This is a genomic window from Bacillus sp. 165, assembly GCF_017742235.1.
GTDB lineage: Bacteria > Bacillota > Bacilli > Bacillales > Bacillaceae_G > JAGHKQ01.
Map to the genome: position 1 here is coordinate 409,557 of NZ_JAGHKQ010000001.1, position 17,105 is coordinate 426,661.

A 17,105-nucleotide genomic window follows, 5' to 3' on the forward strand; every position below is an offset into this window, starting at 1 on the left:
AAATGAGATGTAGCCCATTTCGAAAATTAAGTTTTTTCATTTCGTTAAGGTGCAGTTTTTGTAAACTCATTTATGATTTCCATTATAAACATATAAACTATAACAGTAAGTGGCAAAAAATTTATAATTAAAGCAAAAATTCTTTTAACTAGATTTTCCGAGCTAAACATGGAAATCATACTTAAAGGAATGCCAAGCACCGAAAGTACCACTGGAAGCATAACTAGACCTTCAAATACAGCTTCCACCTCCTCAGAAGTTATAAATATTAGGAACACACTTATGGGTATTAACGTAATCGTAAGCAGTGCAATAATAAATGAGATTTTAGTGAATATCTTAAGATTTTCCCCTACCAAAAATTTCACCTCTCTTTAGAAAATCAATTAGTTAAATAGCAGGCAATCAAAAGCCAATCACTTAATCAATCAACTCACGAATCTAATACAACTAATGCTTCATTTAGTTGAATAAGGAATTTAGTAATTGTATAGATATTCAATAAACTCAAAGAAGTATTTATTCCTATAATTCGGATTTTCAATATCCATTCCTATAAAATCAACCTCCACTAAATCAGGGATTTCCTCTCGAAAATCATAACCAAAAGCAGTACCTCCACCATCTGATCCTATAATTAATAAGCCAGGTGCGAATTCACTTACTGAATAATCCTCATTACCTTTAACTAATTCTTCAATTTTCCATAGTCTCAGATAACTTTCTCCAATATTCCCTTCACCACCGTTTGACTTAATCATAAACTCAACATAATCTGATGGGAACTTTACATTCAGCTCCTTTTCAACTTTTTCTAATTCCTCTTTAGGAATGGATTCATTAAAGTTGAATCCTTTAAATAAATATTTCTTTTCATCTAACACCTTTTTCACTCCTAATTTAAAACTATTAATTTCATAATTAGTGATAAATGCTACTAGATTGCTGTTGTTCCTTCTTCAACTATGCCACCACATAGTTAATAAGGAGCCACTCGGCTCCTTTAATTGTTAAACTATCGCATGCGTTAGCTTAATAAGAACTTCATATCCAACCGATTGTTATTACCTCATCATGACAAAATTCAATTACATATCTTAACACTGGACTATAAATCCATTGGTCTGGTCCCATTTCCATAATATTCTCAATGTTTTCTAGTATTCTAAATAAAGAGGTCTTTACCAATGGGTAATTATATATCCCAACAATAAGGTAAACAGGAACTGAAGTATCCAAAGATTGATTAGATAGGATGTTAGGGATATTCAATATATCTTCTTTAGTAAGAATAATTTTGTTACTCACTTTTTCCCAATCAATTCTTCCCCAACATGCAATTGGAAAACTATTTGTCATATTACTTTCAATCTTATCACTTTCGCTTTCATCTAATATATTCACTTTGTCTTTTTCAGGGAACAGCTCTAACATCTCCGAAACTTGTTGCTCTTTTTCCAATCTAATTTCATGTTTTTTCCTTTCTTGAATTAGAAATTCTAATCGCTTTTTTCTTTCTTCTCTATTCACAGGATATGCTCCTTTACTAACTAACTAATTATAAAATGTACCACGTTCTTAAACTAAACTGTCATTTACTTCAATAAAAAACGAGCTGCAAGCAACACGTGATCTTCAACTAAAGCAGGTGTTAGTTGAACAAGATTTATGATTTATTCTCCCATTTAGTAATCGCATATAGTATTTCTTTTGGGTTTGGATCATGCTCTAAATATCCACCGTAACGTGATACTAGTACTCCATAACTGTAATCTTGACTAATAATCCATATGTCTTCATTGTTTAAAAATTGCCATAGAATATCAAAATTTTTTATTATCCATTTTCCGTCAATAAGAAATATTGGACTATCTTCTATACCTAAAAATAAATACACCAATTGCTCTTCGATATCTATTCCTTGCACATACTGAATTACTTCACTTTCCCAACTAAATTCCTTTCTAAAATTACTATAATTTAATATAAAATCACCTTTATGTAAATCATAGTTCCACTTTGCATGAACTTTATCTAGAATCTTTTCCAATTCTGGAGTAGTGATCATTTCGCATATTTCTATAACAGATGACAAATCTTTAGGTAATATTTTCATTAATTCATTTCTCTTATATTTTTGCTTAGTAACTTTAATTTTTTGCTGCATAAGTATTTTCCGTTCGTTCATAAGTTCACCATATTATTTGTTATTTTTAATAATACCATTAATATAAATATCCAATTAATACAACAAGGGGACTAATAACAGACTTTACAATATTAAACTACGCATGCGTTAGATACTTAAGGAAAAGCATTAATTAAATTTAATTAATGTAAGCTAACCAAGCAAGGCTAAATGGAAAAGAGAGGAAATAAATATTTACTAAGGAACCTATTATCATTACAAACTTAGTACTTCTTTTCCTAATAAGAATTGATAAATAGAGCCCAATTATAGGTAAGAAAATCACGCTAATTTGTATAGTAATATTAATAAAATTATGTATTCCCCAAGGACTAACATTCAACATTCCTCTGTTATGAATATAGATAAAAGCTCCTGATAGTACCCAAATTAAAATAGTAATAATTGAATAAATTATGTTTTTCATTTGTAACTCCTTTTTAAATTCATCTATTAAATTACAAATTACAAGCAAAAAAATTCATTACCTAATTATTCTATTTAATATTCAATACATCCTGTTTCTTATTCAACTAAAGTATGCGTTAGTTGAATAAGGAATTACATCTGATCGATGTACTCTTCTGCTTGAAATCCATCAACTGGAAATTTTTTCATTGTAAGAGCATTATAATAGAACTGACCGATTGACCAATTCAAATTAATATAGTTTTCTCTTACTATTGCATCTTCATCTTCCCAGATTTCATCATGAAATACATAACCGACTCTTAACGTATGTAGATTAACTACAATAAAGTCACCATTTAAGCCTGAACCAATTACTAGAAGTCCTTCATCAATACACCTTTTATTTTCTTCCCATAGATTATTATCTGGAATATCATTAACTTTATCAAAATAAACGTGATCAAATAATAGGTTTTGAGAAAAAGAGAATTTAGACATAAATAACAATATATCTTTTGGTATTTGATATTCAGTAAAAAACCTTTGTGTTTCTTCACTAATTGGCTTAGATTTAACTAATTCTTCTTTTAATTTTGGCTCTGTTAAAGTAAAATGTTGATATTTATTATTTGAAAAGGACTGTCAAAATTGACAGTCCTTATTTCAACTAAAGCTAAGTTTAAATTCGACATGCAACTTGTCTTTTATTACATATAATGTTCGTGCTATTCATGACTCTACATAATTACTAGTATCACAAAAACTTTTTAGATTTATTTCACTTCAAATTCTATTACTTTAACAAATTGATACATTCCATCGTCTGGCTCATACGGGTCATCATTATCTGTATTCCAAGCAATGACAATTATTTTATATTTTCCTTTTGAGTTCACTGTGCTTTCAAGTGTTTCTCCTTCAAAAGTGTTTTTTGATTTTAAATCACGAATTTCTGTATTTTCTAGCTGTGTCCAAGTTTTATTTTTGTAAATATAGTCAATTTTCACCCTAGCATCAATTGAGTGTTTGCTTTTATTGTAAATTTTAAATTTGATGGTTTCATTTTGCTTGGTTGGCAGTTTTTCGTAAGAAAATGTAATGCCTTCAATTGTAATTTTGTTGGCATACCATTTGTTATTTGGTGCTTCACAAGCAGTAGTGAGAAGCAATAGAATTAAGATGAAAAGCAATTTTTTCACTTCGAACCCTCCCTAAAATGATTCGATTTTATATCCAATTTTTTCATAACTTAGCCAGTATCAACAATCTTTTTTAACAGAGCCTTAATTTTAGAGCACTTTCAAATAATTCTACATCCATAATGATCCCCCAAAAGTTAGTTTTATTATTAGGCTATTTTCGTATTAATTGTTGCTATTAAACTATTTGAAAAGACACTCCTTGAGTGTCTTTAATTATTAATAAAATCATTTAACGCTAACGTTTATAAATCATTAAAAAATTAATCTTCATCTATAATTGCTATTGAAAACAAGTCCGATAATCTCTCTACGATAATTTCCTTATTTTTTATAATCTGCTCTGTATCTTCTCCATACTCGTGGTCTAATAAATAAACAGGTGGATTATTTCCTTCACTAATATTTATCGCATAAGGATTACCTATACCAATCTCTACACCAATACAGAGATACCCTCTATTGAAAACAGCACATCCAGGTACAAAAGATTTATTTTCCTCAATTAATTCTTTTGGTTCCAGAAAATCGATTAATAACTCAAATTCTCCATCTTCTACTGCAAATGGAACAACAAGGTGGCTACTACATATTGGCAATTGAGACATTAAATTAATTAACCAGTCTGGTAGGTTTCCACCAAGTTCATCTCTAAGTAAGTTAATTTCTGTAACTGAAGCAACTCTAGCTGAAATTTTTGAACGTTTAATCATTTCTAATGCAGACTCATATAATTCATTATTAACCATTTTTCTCCCCCGTTATATTTGCTTATATTCCCAATATATTTCGTTGTTAAAGTTAATTGCTCCTTCTTTAACTATTCTGCCGTTTTGTTGAATTAACCTACTAATTTATACTTTTGTTTCATTTTTTCAATGGTTAAATGAGTAGGTATATTACAAGCATTCAGTAGCAGAGATAAAGTGGCTTCTTTTTTATGCTGGTTTTTAACCAACTCTAAGAAACGATGCCAATAGAGATAGTTATCCAAATACTTTGTGGCTACCCCTTGAAATCGTTCCATCCAACCTTTTAATCGTTTGTGGTAATTATTCACATGCTGAACATGAAAAATCCCACCGTTTTCATAGTGTAGCTACCAAATATCTCGATAACTACCTCTATCGGCATCAATTCTTTTACATGGGGAAGAAAGCGAAAAAGCAGGTTCAAACGGAAGACCTGTTTTTACAAGGATTCCATCGTGCGTGGGGGGTAACAGTAGAGAATCTAAGGAGAAGTGCTTAAGACACTCATAAAAAAGAACTAGAGAGTCTAGGGGTAATGGAGTATGAATAATGAATCGTTTTTTCATCCTATTTTTGGTCAAGTAAAATGGTATACTGATAGAACAGAATGGGCAGGAATAATGCAATTACCAAATGGCAAGGTGATTGAAGTTGCTATTAATGCCGCAAGGGAGGATAAACAAATGGATATACACTCACGCTCTTGCATACAACTCATGCAACATACACACACATTATTTGAAACTTTGGCCGATGACTTAATTGAAACTCATAACGAAACTTGGAATGAAGGGGAATCTATTACTAAAGAGGAATTCATTAAAAAGTTGTCATTAGAAATGGTTGCTTTTTACAATGATGGAACAAGTGATTTGTATTTTGACGATGGAGATATGTTTTGGGGGCATATCATTATAGCCTCTGTTGATTCAAATGGATTATATGAAGAGGCTCAGATTTCGGGTTAGTTTTAAATATGATGAGCGGAGGATACATAATGGACAATTTATTTAATAAAATTTCAACTTTTTTAAACATATCGTTACCTCAGGAAATAATGAATGCTTTTGACAATCCAATCTATTTGAAGCAAAAGAATGATTTTTTAGTACGTTTATTATCCTTTGAAGAAGCAGCAGAAATGTATTCATACCTAAAGGAAGATGTTAATATTTCAGAGGTTTTTCCATTATGGACAGATGATAACTCCAATTATGTAGGCGTTTATATGTTTGGATTACTAACAGGCAGAGTTTGCTTTATAAACCATGAAGAAATAGATTTATCACCCGTATATCCTAATGTACAAACGTTAATACAAACCCTGTTAGAAAATCCAGAAAGTGATTGGTATGAACTTCCAAGATATTACCCTCAGCCCAAAGAACATACTGATAAACTGCAACTAAAACAAGATGTACAAGCCATTGAAGAATTGAAGAACCTTCTTAAAAACCCTGAATTAGATGAAGAAAAAAGAACTCAATATTTATTTTCAGTTATGGCCTTAACTCCTTACACACAATTGCATAAAATAATCCCCCTCTTGGAAGACTCGGATATGTGGGTACAAGAGAGAGCTGCTGAAATTCTAGGTTTCCATAGATACATACCTGCTAGGGAAAAACTAAATTGGGTTAAAGAACATGGACAACATAACGGAAAAATGTCGGCTGAACTAGCATTAAAAAGGATAAGAATGGAATTAAAGAACCAGAACATAAAGAAGTAATAACATCAGGCTGTGGAGAAAGTCTCTCCACAGCCTGATGTTATGTCTGAGCTTCTTTTCCTCTGTCCAAACTGATTAAAAAGAGGAAAAGGAGCGATGTGGTATGATGGGAGCACTGAAAAATCATCGAGAAGAACGCGTAACAATTTCGGTAGAAGAGTTAGTTCCACAAGACCATTTCTTACGGGCAATTGAAGCTACGATTGATTTTGATTTTATTGAGGAGAAGTTGCGCCCCTATTATTGTGAAGATAACGGTCGTCCTTCTATCCACCCTATTACGTTGTTTAAGGTGATGTTTGTTGGATATTTCTATGACATTCGCTCAGAACGGTAACTAGAGAAAGAGATTCGAACCAATGTAGCCTATCGCTGGTTTCTTGGATTCTCTTTGTCCGGCTCTGTTCCTGACCACTCGACCATCAGTTGGAACCGACGCACTCGCTTCCTTCATACCAATATATTTGAAGAGATTTTTGATGAAATTGTCCGTCAAGCGAAAGCCCACCGTATGGTGGGTGGCCGTGCTTTGATGACAGATTCTACCCATATCAAAGCGAATGCCAACAAAAAGAAACTTGTGAAAACATTCAAAACAAAGGAACCAAAGGTTTACTTGAAAGAACTTGAACAAGCAGTGACAGAAGATCGGGAGGCACACGGAAAAAAGAACTAGGACCTCGAAAGGAAGGCGAAGCCAAAGTACAAGAAATCCGTGAAAGTACAACGGACCCGGACAGTGGATTTCTCATGCGAGAAGGAAAACCAAATGGTTTTCCTTATTTGGACCATCGTACGGTAGATGCGAAATATAATATTATCACGGATACCTTTATTACGGCTGGGAATGTCGTCGATTCTGAGCCGTATTTGGCACGCCTTCAAGTACAAATCAAAAAATTTCAATTTAAGGTAGAAGCGGTCGCACTCGATGCCGGCTATTTTACGGGTTATATTTGTAAAAAACTAGCCGAACAGAAGATTTTTATGGTGATGGGGTATCGACGATTTGGGAAACAGAAGAAAGAGATGCCAAAGTACAAATTCCGTTATATCAAAGAAACCGATGGATATGTTTGTCCGCAAGGCTGTATCCTCTCTTATACGACGACGGATCGGGAAGGACAACGTCAGTATAAATCGAAGATAGACGACTGTGCGATCTGTCCGTTTCGCTCGTCTTGTTTTTCTGCAAAACAAAAGCAACGTGTCATCACGCGCCATATTTGGGAGGACTATAAAGATATCGCACGGACTAACAAACTCACGAAAACAGGAAAAAGCCTATATAAGGTACGTTGTTCTACCATTGAACGGAGTTTTGCCGATGCCAAAGAACTGCATGGCTATCGCTACGCCCGCTTTCGTGGGCGGAAGTCTGTCCAAATGCAGGCCTATCTTACCGCTGCCTGCCAAAACATGAAAAAAATCGCCCTACACCTCACCAAAAAGGGGCTCGTGTAGGGCGATTCTGTCTCTTTTTCTTCTATTTGCGTAATGCTTTTCTTATATACTCTACAAGATTTCTGTCAGAGCTCGAGAAACCCTTTGGGTTTCTCGACACTCTGAACATAGTAGTATAACTTGTAAAAACGATAAGTTAAAACAAAAAATTTATATTTGTTCTTTATTAAACTCTACAAAATGCTAATGTTCATATTTGTATAAAAGAAAGGATCTGGTAGCAACAATCTTTGCGTACAGAGCCTAATAATAAGAGCAGATCATCTATATCGACTCCAACTATTATGCAACTATCGCAAGCGTTAGTTGAGCAAGAAATTTATTTTAATCCCACCAAACTGAATAAACTTTGTAACCTTCAAATAATTTTGGTGCTATTTCTGGTACACCAAAAGCATATCCTTCATCTACTTCTGATGGTTCCAAATCTGTAACCCATTCTTCAACCGAAGAATTTTCTGCATTAGTTAATATATAAACTCTTTCAGAAAAAGCCCAATAATCGACGCCATCCTCCATCTCCATAATTTCTACAAAGACGCCTTGAACATTGGCTTTTTCTCTTATATTTATCAGTACATCATAAAATTTTTTAATTCCTGGATGGTCTAAAAGGTTGCATCCAATTGAACCTTCATCAGTATTTCCTTCAAAGAAATCTTCTAAATTAACAATAGGTGCTGCTTCAGCATTTGGATACCCTTGAGCATATATTATTTCTTTGAGTTTCTTTCGCATTTTCTACCTCCAAAAATATTTCTATATATCATATCATTTCTTATTCAAATATCCTGCCATTTTGTTGAATTAAAAAAAATCGACTATACGGCCGATCTTGTTGTTCAACTAGTGCATGCTTTAGTTATATAAGGAAATCAGTCTTCCCAAACAGTTAAACCATTTAAAAATATTTCAAAGTTGGGAGCTAAATTAATAATCTGTTCTTCCTCCACATCAATGAATATAACAGGTGGTTCTTCACTTGTATTTCTGTAATCAAGAGCAATCCACGAATGTCCATCCCCAGAGATCAGAACAATATTATTCGGTAATCCCCATTCTTGAATTAGATACTCGCTTTCTAAAATACCTTTTTCTTCTCCTATTCCTAAAATATGATCCACATTTATGTGGTCATCATCCCAAGATGTTGGAACCACAGAAGGAAACGAATCAAATTTGATGTTCCCTCCATTTTGTTCTTTGAGGATTTTTATGTAAGAACTTGGTAATTTTATTTTAAGTTTTTCTTCTGCTTTTTTAATAATCTCAACAGTTACTGGTTCTAACTTGTAATAGTCGTTGTTCTTTTGCCAAATACTGTTCCCTATTTTCCTCACCCCATAAAATTTTTTATTAGATTTATCTATATTTTAATTTTAATGTCCATTAATTGTAAATTCTTATTGAACTAAACAGCCAATCTTGTTGTTGAACTAATGCAGTGCGTTAGTTGGATAAGAATCTATAAAATTTATATCATTTTTTTCTATAAATACTTAACTGACCTCCAGATGTCTGGACCCACTTCCAATTATTCAGCACATCAGCAAGAGGGACACACTGATATGGATTAAACATCGTTTGCCCTTGTTTATTAAATACTAATCCATTACTCAATACAAAACATGAATGGAGTGTATTTTGATCTTTTCCCCAAATTAACACGTCATTTTGCTGGATCGAACTCGTATTAAATTTCATATAATCTCTCTTTTTTAGCTCTTCATAGAATTCTGGTGTAAGAACCCATTTACTTAGGATTAAGTCTTGATTCACCTCATCTTCATTCAATGCTGCCAATACAGCACCCAAACAGTTCGGTCCATTCATTTTTCCAAAAGTATTCAATAAATAAGCGATTGTTGGATATTCACTCTTCACGTCATTCAAATCTGTTGATATTGAAATCGAATCCAGATCGACAAACATATCAGCAACATAAAGTAATATGCTCGTTCTTACGTGATAAGGAAAAGCTTTCCATAAAGCACCTTGTAATGTTATCAGTTGCTTCCCATTATCATTAATTGAATAAGAATCAAGATCATTCATTACATCAACTGAAATGTCTCCTATTACGTTTCTTAACTCATCTAATTCAAATATGTAACCTCGATTGAGACGAATCTGTTCCCTTAAGACTGATTTTTGTAACGCCTTCTCCCACCCGAGAAACTCATCATTTGATACAGTCCCTATATAACTGGCTTTTGAGGAAATATTCCACGGTAAGTATGAGGTTTTTAGATCTAATGACAACTCAACTGTTGTACGTTCCTTGACTGATAAAAAGCTTGGACGCTCCTCGAAATAAAAGTAATCGAGATCAGGTACAAATTTTTGATTCCATGATTTCAAAACTTCTTCTGTAATTATATTGTGTTTTATTTTATGCATTATTTCTCACCAATCTTAATCTGTATGTTTAGAACCTTTGTGGCTCGTTTTTTGTTTCATTAAATTAATTTCGACATTTTTTTATCATATCCTTGTTCAACTAAACTGCCATGTACTTGAATAAAAAACCCGCATTTGCGGGCTCTGATCTTGTTCAACTAAAGCATGATTTAGTTGAATAAAAATTTTTAATTAATCCTTATTTACTACATTAACTCTTACAAAATAATTTGCTATTTTACCTACACCAAATTCCGTAGAGTACTGAATGATATAATGACCAGGTTTATCTATTGTTTGTACAGTTGTTTCAGTTTCTCCATGTGTTTGATTCTGTTCAATAGAATAAATACTTACTTGAGTATAATCTTTAGAAGAATCACTTTTATATGTAATTGGTTGGTTAGTTTGGACGGTTAATTCAGGTTCATTCTGTAAATATTCATTCAGTTCACTTAAATTATTCCAAGTATAAGGATTTTTTGTTACGCTTTTCCCCAAAAAATTGTAATCATAATCTTTTGCTTGTAATTCATATTTCTTTTTACTTACTTGGATAGAAGCAACTGGTACAGATGGTTTATAAACAAAACTATAAAAAATAACAATGACAATTGCGATAAAGCCTAAAATAGTCTTTTTTGATTTAAACATCATATTCTCCCTTATATCCATTTCTTCTAAAAATAAATATTCGACACAAATAAATGCGTCTCCTTTTTCACCTAAACTGTCATGTAGATGCATAAGAAAAACGATCCTTCGTTATTGAAGAATCGCATGCGTTAGTTAAATAAGAAATCACACTCATTTAGTTCCTTTGAGCATTAATAATATCAAATATTAGTTGATGCAGTTCGTAAGGTATTTGCGTCAATATCCTCTTCATCTAAACTATATAACTTAGAGCTTATGAAAATTAGGCACACCACTCCAAGTACACATCCTGCAATTAAAAAGTAAAAAGATGCTCCAAAAAATTCTGATAAAACACCTGCAATAGTTGTACCCAACGGAATAGTTATCCAAGCAATCATTCTGAATAGACTGGTACACCTACCTAAAAGATGATCGGGAACAATTAACTGTCTTAGAGCCACTGTTTGAATATTCCATGCTATTAGTAAAAATCCAACAATAAATTGAGTAAATAAAATTACGATAGGCTCCTTAGAAACTATTAATAAAAATGCCGGAAAAACCTGTCCGATTGTTGAAATAGCAAGTAAAAATCCCATACTCAAACGTTTTTTTATTCTTCCAATAGTAATCGCACCAACGACCATCCCACAACTTAAACCAGCCATAATTATTCCAACCCAATTTGAAGCTAGATGTAATTCATTTTTAATACGGAATAGTAAAGCAATGTCTATTCCAGGACCAACCAAATTTACTAGCATTGAAAATAATGCTAATGTTCGTAATAATTTAATTTTCCATACATACTCTAAACCTTCTCGAACTTTTTTATGTAATTTAGTTTCATTTTTAGATTCATCATTTTTATTTACTGAAGCTGAAAAAGAGGCACGAATAAAAAAGATCGTTAATATCGATATTACATAAGAGATAACATCAAGAGATATCGTATTCGCTGCACCTAATATTGATATCAGTAAACCAGCAATTATAGGTCCTCCAATTCTACTTAGGGAAAATCCCATCTGCAATGCACTGTTTCCTTCTTGTAGTTCTGCCCGATTAATGATGTTTGGTAAGCATGCCCCGTAGGAAGCATCGAATATTGCCGAGAATACGCTTGTACCTGCTTGTACAAAATACAATAATAATATGGGGATATCTCCACTGAATACATGTATTAATGGAATGGAAAGTAGTAAAAGCATACGGCAACTATCAGCTATAATCATCAACGTCTTACGATTGTATTGATCAGCCCAAACACCTGCTGGTAATGAGAATAATAGATATGGGATGAACCCAACAGCAAAAGCTAGACCAGTTTGTGCTGCGGAATTTGTTAGTTCTAATAACAACCAAGGTATAGAAAATGTTGTGATCGATGTACCCAATTGTGATATTGTTCTACCTGTAAATAACCACATAAAATTTCTATTTTTCCAAACAGATGAAGTCATGTAAGAATCCTCCTTTTCATTTCTCTAATAACACTCTTCCATAAGATGTAAAATTTAGACATTGCATTCAAAATAAGCTTCCAATTGTTTGTATGCATGTTGTAGTGTAGTAGGCTTCAATACATAAGTTGTACCATTTGAAATAACTAACCTAGCAGAACGCAATAGAGTAAGATGGTGATGAATGGTTGATTTAGCAAGATCAAGGATCTCTGTTAACTCCTGTAAAGTACGATCTTTTTCATGTAAAATCTTTAAAATACGTAGCCGATTTTCGTCACCTAATGCACGATAAAGTAAAACAAGAGAAGCCGAAGGGCGAAATGGATCGTTCATGCCAAACAAACTTTCATCACTTACAGGATAGTAATATACTTTCGTATCAGATAAATTAGCTTGTATAGTCCATGGTCTATAAGAAATATGAGGTACCAGTAGTACGTTTCTTTCACCTGGTTCCGGTACATATGTTGCACCGATTGCCCACTCTATAAATGCTTCAAAAGATAAGCGACTTTGCATGTCCTGCTTTGAAGTTAACTCACGTTGCAAAATATTTTCCCACTCTGATTTTCTAGGCGTAATCGCAGCTTCGTACCAACTTTTCATTAAAAAAATCAAATGTTTTTTGAGCTTCTCTACATCTTCATTTAAGAAAAAAGGAACATAGGTTGAGAAGAAATTATGGTTTGCTACTGCCTCTATTAGTTTGGCTACTGCATCCCTGTCACCACTTGCAGCTTTAAGCCGTAAATCTTTTTCTTGAATCCCCTCAAGAGGCGGTAAAACTTGAAAACGGAATTCCTCTACTGTTATTGTGCTTAAATAGTCCAGAAATTCGTCTATATGCGTACTATTACTTCCATGAATAAGGCGTAGCAATGCTTGCCAAGTATTATGCTTCGCACAATAATCTAATTCATGTTTTGCTTCTGACTGTAATCTCAAAATTATTTCATCCCATTCAGATGTTGTTCGCTCAAGTGTGTCTCTAATTTCAGTGTAGGTAACAGCAGCTATTCCCAAAGCACATTCAAATAGTAATGACGCACAAACCTTTACAGAATATGATTGTCTTTCTAAACTCAAATCCAAAATCGGCATAATCTTTCCTCCATAAAAAACTGTTATGGAATTTATAATTCTATAAAAACAGAACGACACCTTCTAACTTTTTCGAATTTATGTAAAAAATAATTCCTTCCAATATAAGTTGTGCAGATCTAACAACAAAATGGAATGTAAAAAAAGACTAGCAATATATCGCTAACCTTTTAGAATTCATATTTAACTAACGCATGCGTTAGTTGAACAACCATTATATTTCTCTGTTTATAAAAGCTTGTTTTTCCAAAGTGGATTATCAGTCACAACGTAGGAACTAAATAACGAATCAACCTTCTCATTCTCTAGAGTGTAAACATTAAAATTACATTGTGAACTCATCGATTCATATAAAGTTTCGATTGGATTTGTTATTAAATTTAGGTTTAATTCGGAAAGAATTTTTTTCCTAACAGTCTCAATTTCAGGGAAATCCTCTATTAACTCATCTTTAAGCAATGGGAATGCTTTTTTCATTTCAATAACTTGACCATTTCCAGAGAACTTCAACAAGTCTCTCCAAAAAGGACAAGTAATCATTAATGAAAAAAACTCTTCAAAATTATGTCCAACTTTCCCTACTTGTCCCTCAGAATTAATAAAAATAACTGGTAAATCTTTAGTTTCACCTTCACCAATTAACGCAAAAACTCCCCCAGTTGCATCTTGCGCTATAACTTTTGCTGAATTATCAACTTTAAAAAAATAATTTTTTGTATTTAAACTAAAATCTCCTAATTCAAAATCAAAGTATTCGGAAAGTATTTCATGTAATTCAATATTTTCCATAATTTTCTTATATAGATTTTGGGTTTTCATAATTTAAAAACTCCTATTTTATTTATGCATGTGATGTAATTGGAAAGTAAAAGTGTTTAGGTAACTCCTTTAATAAAGGACGAATAAATAAGGTATCATCGCTTGGTTTTATATTTTCTGTTTTAATACTATTAATGTGCTCTGGTGTAAAATGAAAATGAATTGACTCTGTATCACTATTGACAATCTGATATAAAATTTCATTTATATCAATTTCATCCTTACTTAAAAGATCAAATAAATGCAGCTCTTTTCCTTCATGTTTATATATTAAAGCTGCGTCTTTTTCTTCAATGTAATAAATCGAATTATTAAATACATATATAAAGTAGAACATCATTAATGGTTGTATGTCTACTACCCCTAATACTGAAGATATTGATTTTCTTTCGGTGGCTAACCTTTTCAAAATAGTAAAATCATCTATATTAGCAGGGTTTAATGACCGTATTGAATATAATGGACTAGACGAGTTATTGACATCAGAAACCTTCATAAAAAAACTGCTTTCTTCCACTTGGGTAAAACCAAATTTCGGATAAAAATCCAAAACAGTTTTATTTGCGAATAAATATATAAAGTCATATTCTGATTCATATTTTTCGAGAATATGGTTCATTAATTTAGCCGATAATCCTTGATTACGATAATCTGAATGTGTCATAACAGTGCCAATTTGAATAGCATTATATTCCTGATCATTAATGACAACCTTCATCTTGCTAATCGAAGCATTTGCTATCACCGAATCATCTTTAACATATGAATAACAAATATATTTATCCGTCCAAAACCCATTTTTATACCAATTGCTAAAATCAATTCCGAATGTTTGTTTAGCTAGTGTGTTAAAACTTTCTCTATACCTCTTTATATGTTTATAGTCACTAATTAATTGATAGTCACTCATACTATTACCTCAATAATTCCTCAAATTTGTTTTTTTGTAATAATTCTAATGCTTAATGAGTTTCATTATAAAATATAACCTTTTTTTCTGAAAATTAGAAATAGATATTAATTACCTGTTTCATTCTAAGAAACTAAATTCCTTATGCAGCTAAACTGCCGTTTAGTCCAATAAAAAAACCGACTATACAGCCGATCATGTTGTTCAACTAAAGCATCAGTTAGTTGAATAAGAGAGTTTGAAATTTCAGTTGTTTAGTTCCCTGATCAACAATGATTTATTTTTATCTACATACAAAATAAGGTTATCAAATATGTTTCTATTTTCAGAAGAAATATAAAGTTTTTCCGCAATTTCACAAATCCTATCTGCCATATCATCATATGCTGATCCATGTGTTTCACTAAAGCTTTGAATGCTATAAAGTTCTTGATCATTTGTATTAACTCTTAATTGAGAAGTAGATATATTATTCTCATCCAATATATGCTTGATATTATTCAATATATTGTGATCTTGTTCTGCTTGTATCTTTTCTAAGGTTTCTATTGTATCGTTTAGATAAACACCACTTGAGTTTTCAAGGAAACCCAATATACCTTCCATTGCAAGTTCAGTATCAAAATTGATTAAAAGAATAATATCTCTAATTTGTTCAGGGATTTTATAAAAATATTCCTCTTGGAATATTAAATAATTTTCTCCTTCATATAAGTTTGATGCAATTTCTTCTACGATTTCTTCGCCAGATTTATCTTTTAACTGCTTAAATGAAACTAAATTATTAAGAAATTCTCGATAATTCCTATCATTCATATCTAAACCTACCTTTGAATTAAACTATCGACCCTATTGACCTATCGCATCAGTTAGTTCAATAAGAACTTATCTTTTTATCTCATTTCGTAAGTTTATTACGTTATTTGGATTTATTGCCCATTTGTTCATTAGATATTGTTGCCTTTTTTAAAATCAACATATGGTTCTGCAATCATTTCGATTTCATTAAACCTAATTTCAAAGACTTTACTATCACTTATTTTTTGATACTCACCAAAACCCATGTCATCATTTAGTAGCCATATTACCCTTTTTATATTGGCAAATAAAATCCCACCAGTACACACCGGACAAGGTTCTAAGGTGGTATCAATAGTAAATTTTTCTCTGTTAACTTTTGCCTTAAAAATTTCAACACCCGTATTTCGTATAGCATCCATTTCTGCATGTGCAGTAGTATCTTGCTGTGTATGTACTCTATTTCGTCCTTTAGAAATGAGTTCATAATTTTGATCAACAATCACAGCCCCAATTGGGTATCTATTTTCCATTAAAGTTTTTTCAGTCTCTTCAAGTGCCAACTCTAAATAATACCTATCTTTATCAATATTCATAAATTCTCTCTCCTAGATTTAAAACCTATGGTTATCCCTTTTTATAATTCTATTTATTTAAGAAAGAGTCCTTTTCTAATTCAGCTAAATTGCCAATTAGTGAAATAGGAGCTGATTAATCAGCTCCTAAGTGTTATTCAACTAACGCATGCGTTAGTTCAATAAGTTAAAAACTATATGAAGTTTTTCTAATATCTAAAACTTCAGCTTTCGAACAATAAAAATGCAATCTATCGTCTTCAAAATCCGTCACTTCAAGATTTAAATTCTCCCATCTCCGTTCGCTAATGTTTATTATATCTAATGATACTTGGAGAAAGTTTCCACCAGCTTCAAATTTGATTTCTTGTGGATCATGAAACCTAATGATTGTTTTATACCAAGTTCCAGTTCTTTCAATTACAAATTCAATATCAAGAACAGCTTTCTTTTCAAACGCCTCTTCAAACATTTTTAAATGAAAATCAGTAATTAGTTTAACATCAAAAAAAGAAAAATCGCTTATTTTTCTTTTTTCTAAGTCTATATTCTTATCCATTTTTACCTCCAGGTGAACCACTCAAATAATAACATCCATTATCAAATAATATATAACTAACGCATGCATTAGTTGAACAACAAGATCGGCTG

18 protein-coding genes and 3 pseudogenes are annotated in these 17,105 nt (G+C 32.1%); 3 read left to right on the top strand and 18 right to left on the bottom strand.

Annotated features, from left to right (window positions below; genetic code table 11):
* Nucleotides 1-479: 479 nt before the first annotated feature.
* From J7Q84_RS02200 to J7Q84_RS18715, 7 genes and pseudogenes are all read right to left on the bottom strand, one after another.
* Complete coding sequence (locus tag J7Q84_RS02200; protein ID WP_209092752.1) at nucleotides 480-884, bottom strand: SMI1/KNR4 family protein; 405 nt, start codon at nucleotides 882-884, stop codon at nucleotides 480-482.
* A 160-nt stretch (nucleotides 885-1,044) separates the two neighbouring features.
* On the bottom strand, nucleotides 1,045-1,530 hold the full coding sequence (locus J7Q84_RS02205) for a CDI toxin immunity protein (RefSeq protein ID WP_209092753.1): 486 nt from the start codon (nucleotides 1,528-1,530) through the stop codon (nucleotides 1,045-1,047).
* A gap of 136 nt (nucleotides 1,531-1,666) precedes the next feature.
* Entirely contained in the window at nucleotides 1,667-2,188 is a 522-nt protein-coding gene (locus J7Q84_RS02210) for a hypothetical protein (RefSeq protein WP_209092754.1), read from the bottom strand.
* A 561-nt stretch (nucleotides 2,189-2,749) separates the two neighbouring features.
* The gene (locus tag J7Q84_RS02215; RefSeq protein WP_209092755.1) at nucleotides 2,750-3,097 is read right to left on the bottom strand and encodes a hypothetical protein; all 348 of its coding nucleotides are present in this window, start codon (nucleotides 3,095-3,097) and stop codon (nucleotides 2,750-2,752) included.
* 275 nt (nucleotides 3,098-3,372) lie between these two features.
* Nucleotides 3,373-3,798: a hypothetical protein gene (locus J7Q84_RS02220; RefSeq protein ID WP_209092756.1), complete on the bottom strand. Its 426-nt coding sequence runs from the start codon at nucleotides 3,796-3,798 to the stop codon at nucleotides 3,373-3,375.
* A gap of 263 nt (nucleotides 3,799-4,061) precedes the next feature.
* Complete coding sequence (locus tag J7Q84_RS02225; protein WP_209092757.1) at nucleotides 4,062-4,547, bottom strand: SMI1/KNR4 family protein; 486 nt, start codon at nucleotides 4,545-4,547, stop codon at nucleotides 4,062-4,064.
* Between the two features lie 193 nt (nucleotides 4,548-4,740).
* Nucleotides 4,741-4,879, bottom strand: a pseudogene (locus J7Q84_RS18715) (IS1595 family transposase); the annotation flags it as partial.
* Between the two features lie 213 nt (nucleotides 4,880-5,092).
* On the opposite strand from J7Q84_RS18715, the gene J7Q84_RS02235 reads away from it, so the two are divergent.
* The 3 genes and pseudogenes from J7Q84_RS02235 (at nucleotide 5,093) to J7Q84_RS02245 (ending at nucleotide 7,746) form a co-directional block, all read left to right on the top strand.
* On the top strand, nucleotides 5,093-5,518 hold the full coding sequence (locus J7Q84_RS02235; RefSeq protein WP_209092758.1) for a DUF2262 domain-containing protein: 426 nt from the start codon (nucleotides 5,093-5,095) through the stop codon (nucleotides 5,516-5,518).
* Between the two features lie 29 nt (nucleotides 5,519-5,547).
* Complete coding sequence (locus J7Q84_RS02240) at nucleotides 5,548-6,282, top strand: hypothetical protein (protein WP_247739028.1); 735 nt, start codon at nucleotides 5,548-5,550, stop codon at nucleotides 6,280-6,282.
* Between the two features lie 103 nt (nucleotides 6,283-6,385).
* Nucleotides 6,386-7,746: pseudogene (locus J7Q84_RS02245) on the top strand (IS1182 family transposase).
* A gap of 324 nt (nucleotides 7,747-8,070) precedes the next feature.
* On the opposite strand, the gene J7Q84_RS02250 reads toward J7Q84_RS02245, so the two are convergent.
* The 11 genes and pseudogenes from J7Q84_RS02250 to J7Q84_RS02300 form a co-directional block, all read right to left on the bottom strand.
* Complete coding sequence (locus J7Q84_RS02250; protein ID WP_209092759.1) at nucleotides 8,071-8,484, bottom strand: hypothetical protein; 414 nt, start codon at nucleotides 8,482-8,484, stop codon at nucleotides 8,071-8,073.
* Nucleotides 8,485-8,621: 137 nt separating this feature from the next.
* Complete coding sequence (locus J7Q84_RS02255) at nucleotides 8,622-9,077, bottom strand: SMI1/KNR4 family protein (protein WP_209093098.1); 456 nt, start codon at nucleotides 9,075-9,077, stop codon at nucleotides 8,622-8,624.
* 148 nt (nucleotides 9,078-9,225) lie between these two features.
* On the bottom strand, nucleotides 9,226-10,146 hold the full coding sequence (locus J7Q84_RS02260) for a hypothetical protein (RefSeq protein ID WP_209092760.1): 921 nt from the start codon (nucleotides 10,144-10,146) through the stop codon (nucleotides 9,226-9,228).
* A gap of 192 nt (nucleotides 10,147-10,338) precedes the next feature.
* Complete coding sequence (locus J7Q84_RS02265; RefSeq protein WP_209092761.1) at nucleotides 10,339-10,893, bottom strand: hypothetical protein; 555 nt, start codon at nucleotides 10,891-10,893, stop codon at nucleotides 10,339-10,341.
* 89 nt (nucleotides 10,894-10,982) lie between these two features.
* Nucleotides 10,983-12,248, bottom strand: a complete 1,266-nt coding sequence (locus J7Q84_RS02270) for an MFS transporter (protein WP_209092762.1) — start codon at nucleotides 12,246-12,248, stop codon at nucleotides 10,983-10,985.
* Nucleotides 12,249-12,302: 54 nt separating this feature from the next.
* Nucleotides 12,303-13,352, bottom strand: coding sequence for an ArsR/SmtB family transcription factor (locus tag J7Q84_RS02275; RefSeq protein ID WP_209092763.1), 1,050 nt, complete (start codon nucleotides 13,350-13,352; stop codon nucleotides 12,303-12,305).
* A 228-nt stretch (nucleotides 13,353-13,580) separates the two neighbouring features.
* Nucleotides 13,581-14,171: a hypothetical protein gene (locus J7Q84_RS02280; protein WP_209092764.1), complete on the bottom strand. Its 591-nt coding sequence runs from the start codon at nucleotides 14,169-14,171 to the stop codon at nucleotides 13,581-13,583.
* Nucleotides 14,172-14,193: 22 nt separating this feature from the next.
* The gene (locus J7Q84_RS02285) at nucleotides 14,194-15,081 is read right to left on the bottom strand and encodes a GNAT family N-acetyltransferase (protein ID WP_209092765.1); all 888 of its coding nucleotides are present in this window, start codon (nucleotides 15,079-15,081) and stop codon (nucleotides 14,194-14,196) included.
* Nucleotides 15,082-15,327: 246 nt separating this feature from the next.
* Nucleotides 15,328-15,897, bottom strand: a complete 570-nt coding sequence (locus J7Q84_RS02290; RefSeq protein WP_209092766.1) for a DMP19 family protein — start codon at nucleotides 15,895-15,897, stop codon at nucleotides 15,328-15,330.
* A 69-nt stretch (nucleotides 15,898-15,966) separates the two neighbouring features.
* A pseudogene (locus tag J7Q84_RS02295) lies at nucleotides 15,967-16,475 on the bottom strand (nucleoside deaminase).
* A gap of 166 nt (nucleotides 16,476-16,641) precedes the next feature.
* Complete coding sequence (locus J7Q84_RS02300; RefSeq protein WP_209092767.1) at nucleotides 16,642-17,013, bottom strand: hypothetical protein; 372 nt, start codon at nucleotides 17,011-17,013, stop codon at nucleotides 16,642-16,644.
* Between the last annotated feature and the right edge of the window lie 92 nt (nucleotides 17,014-17,105).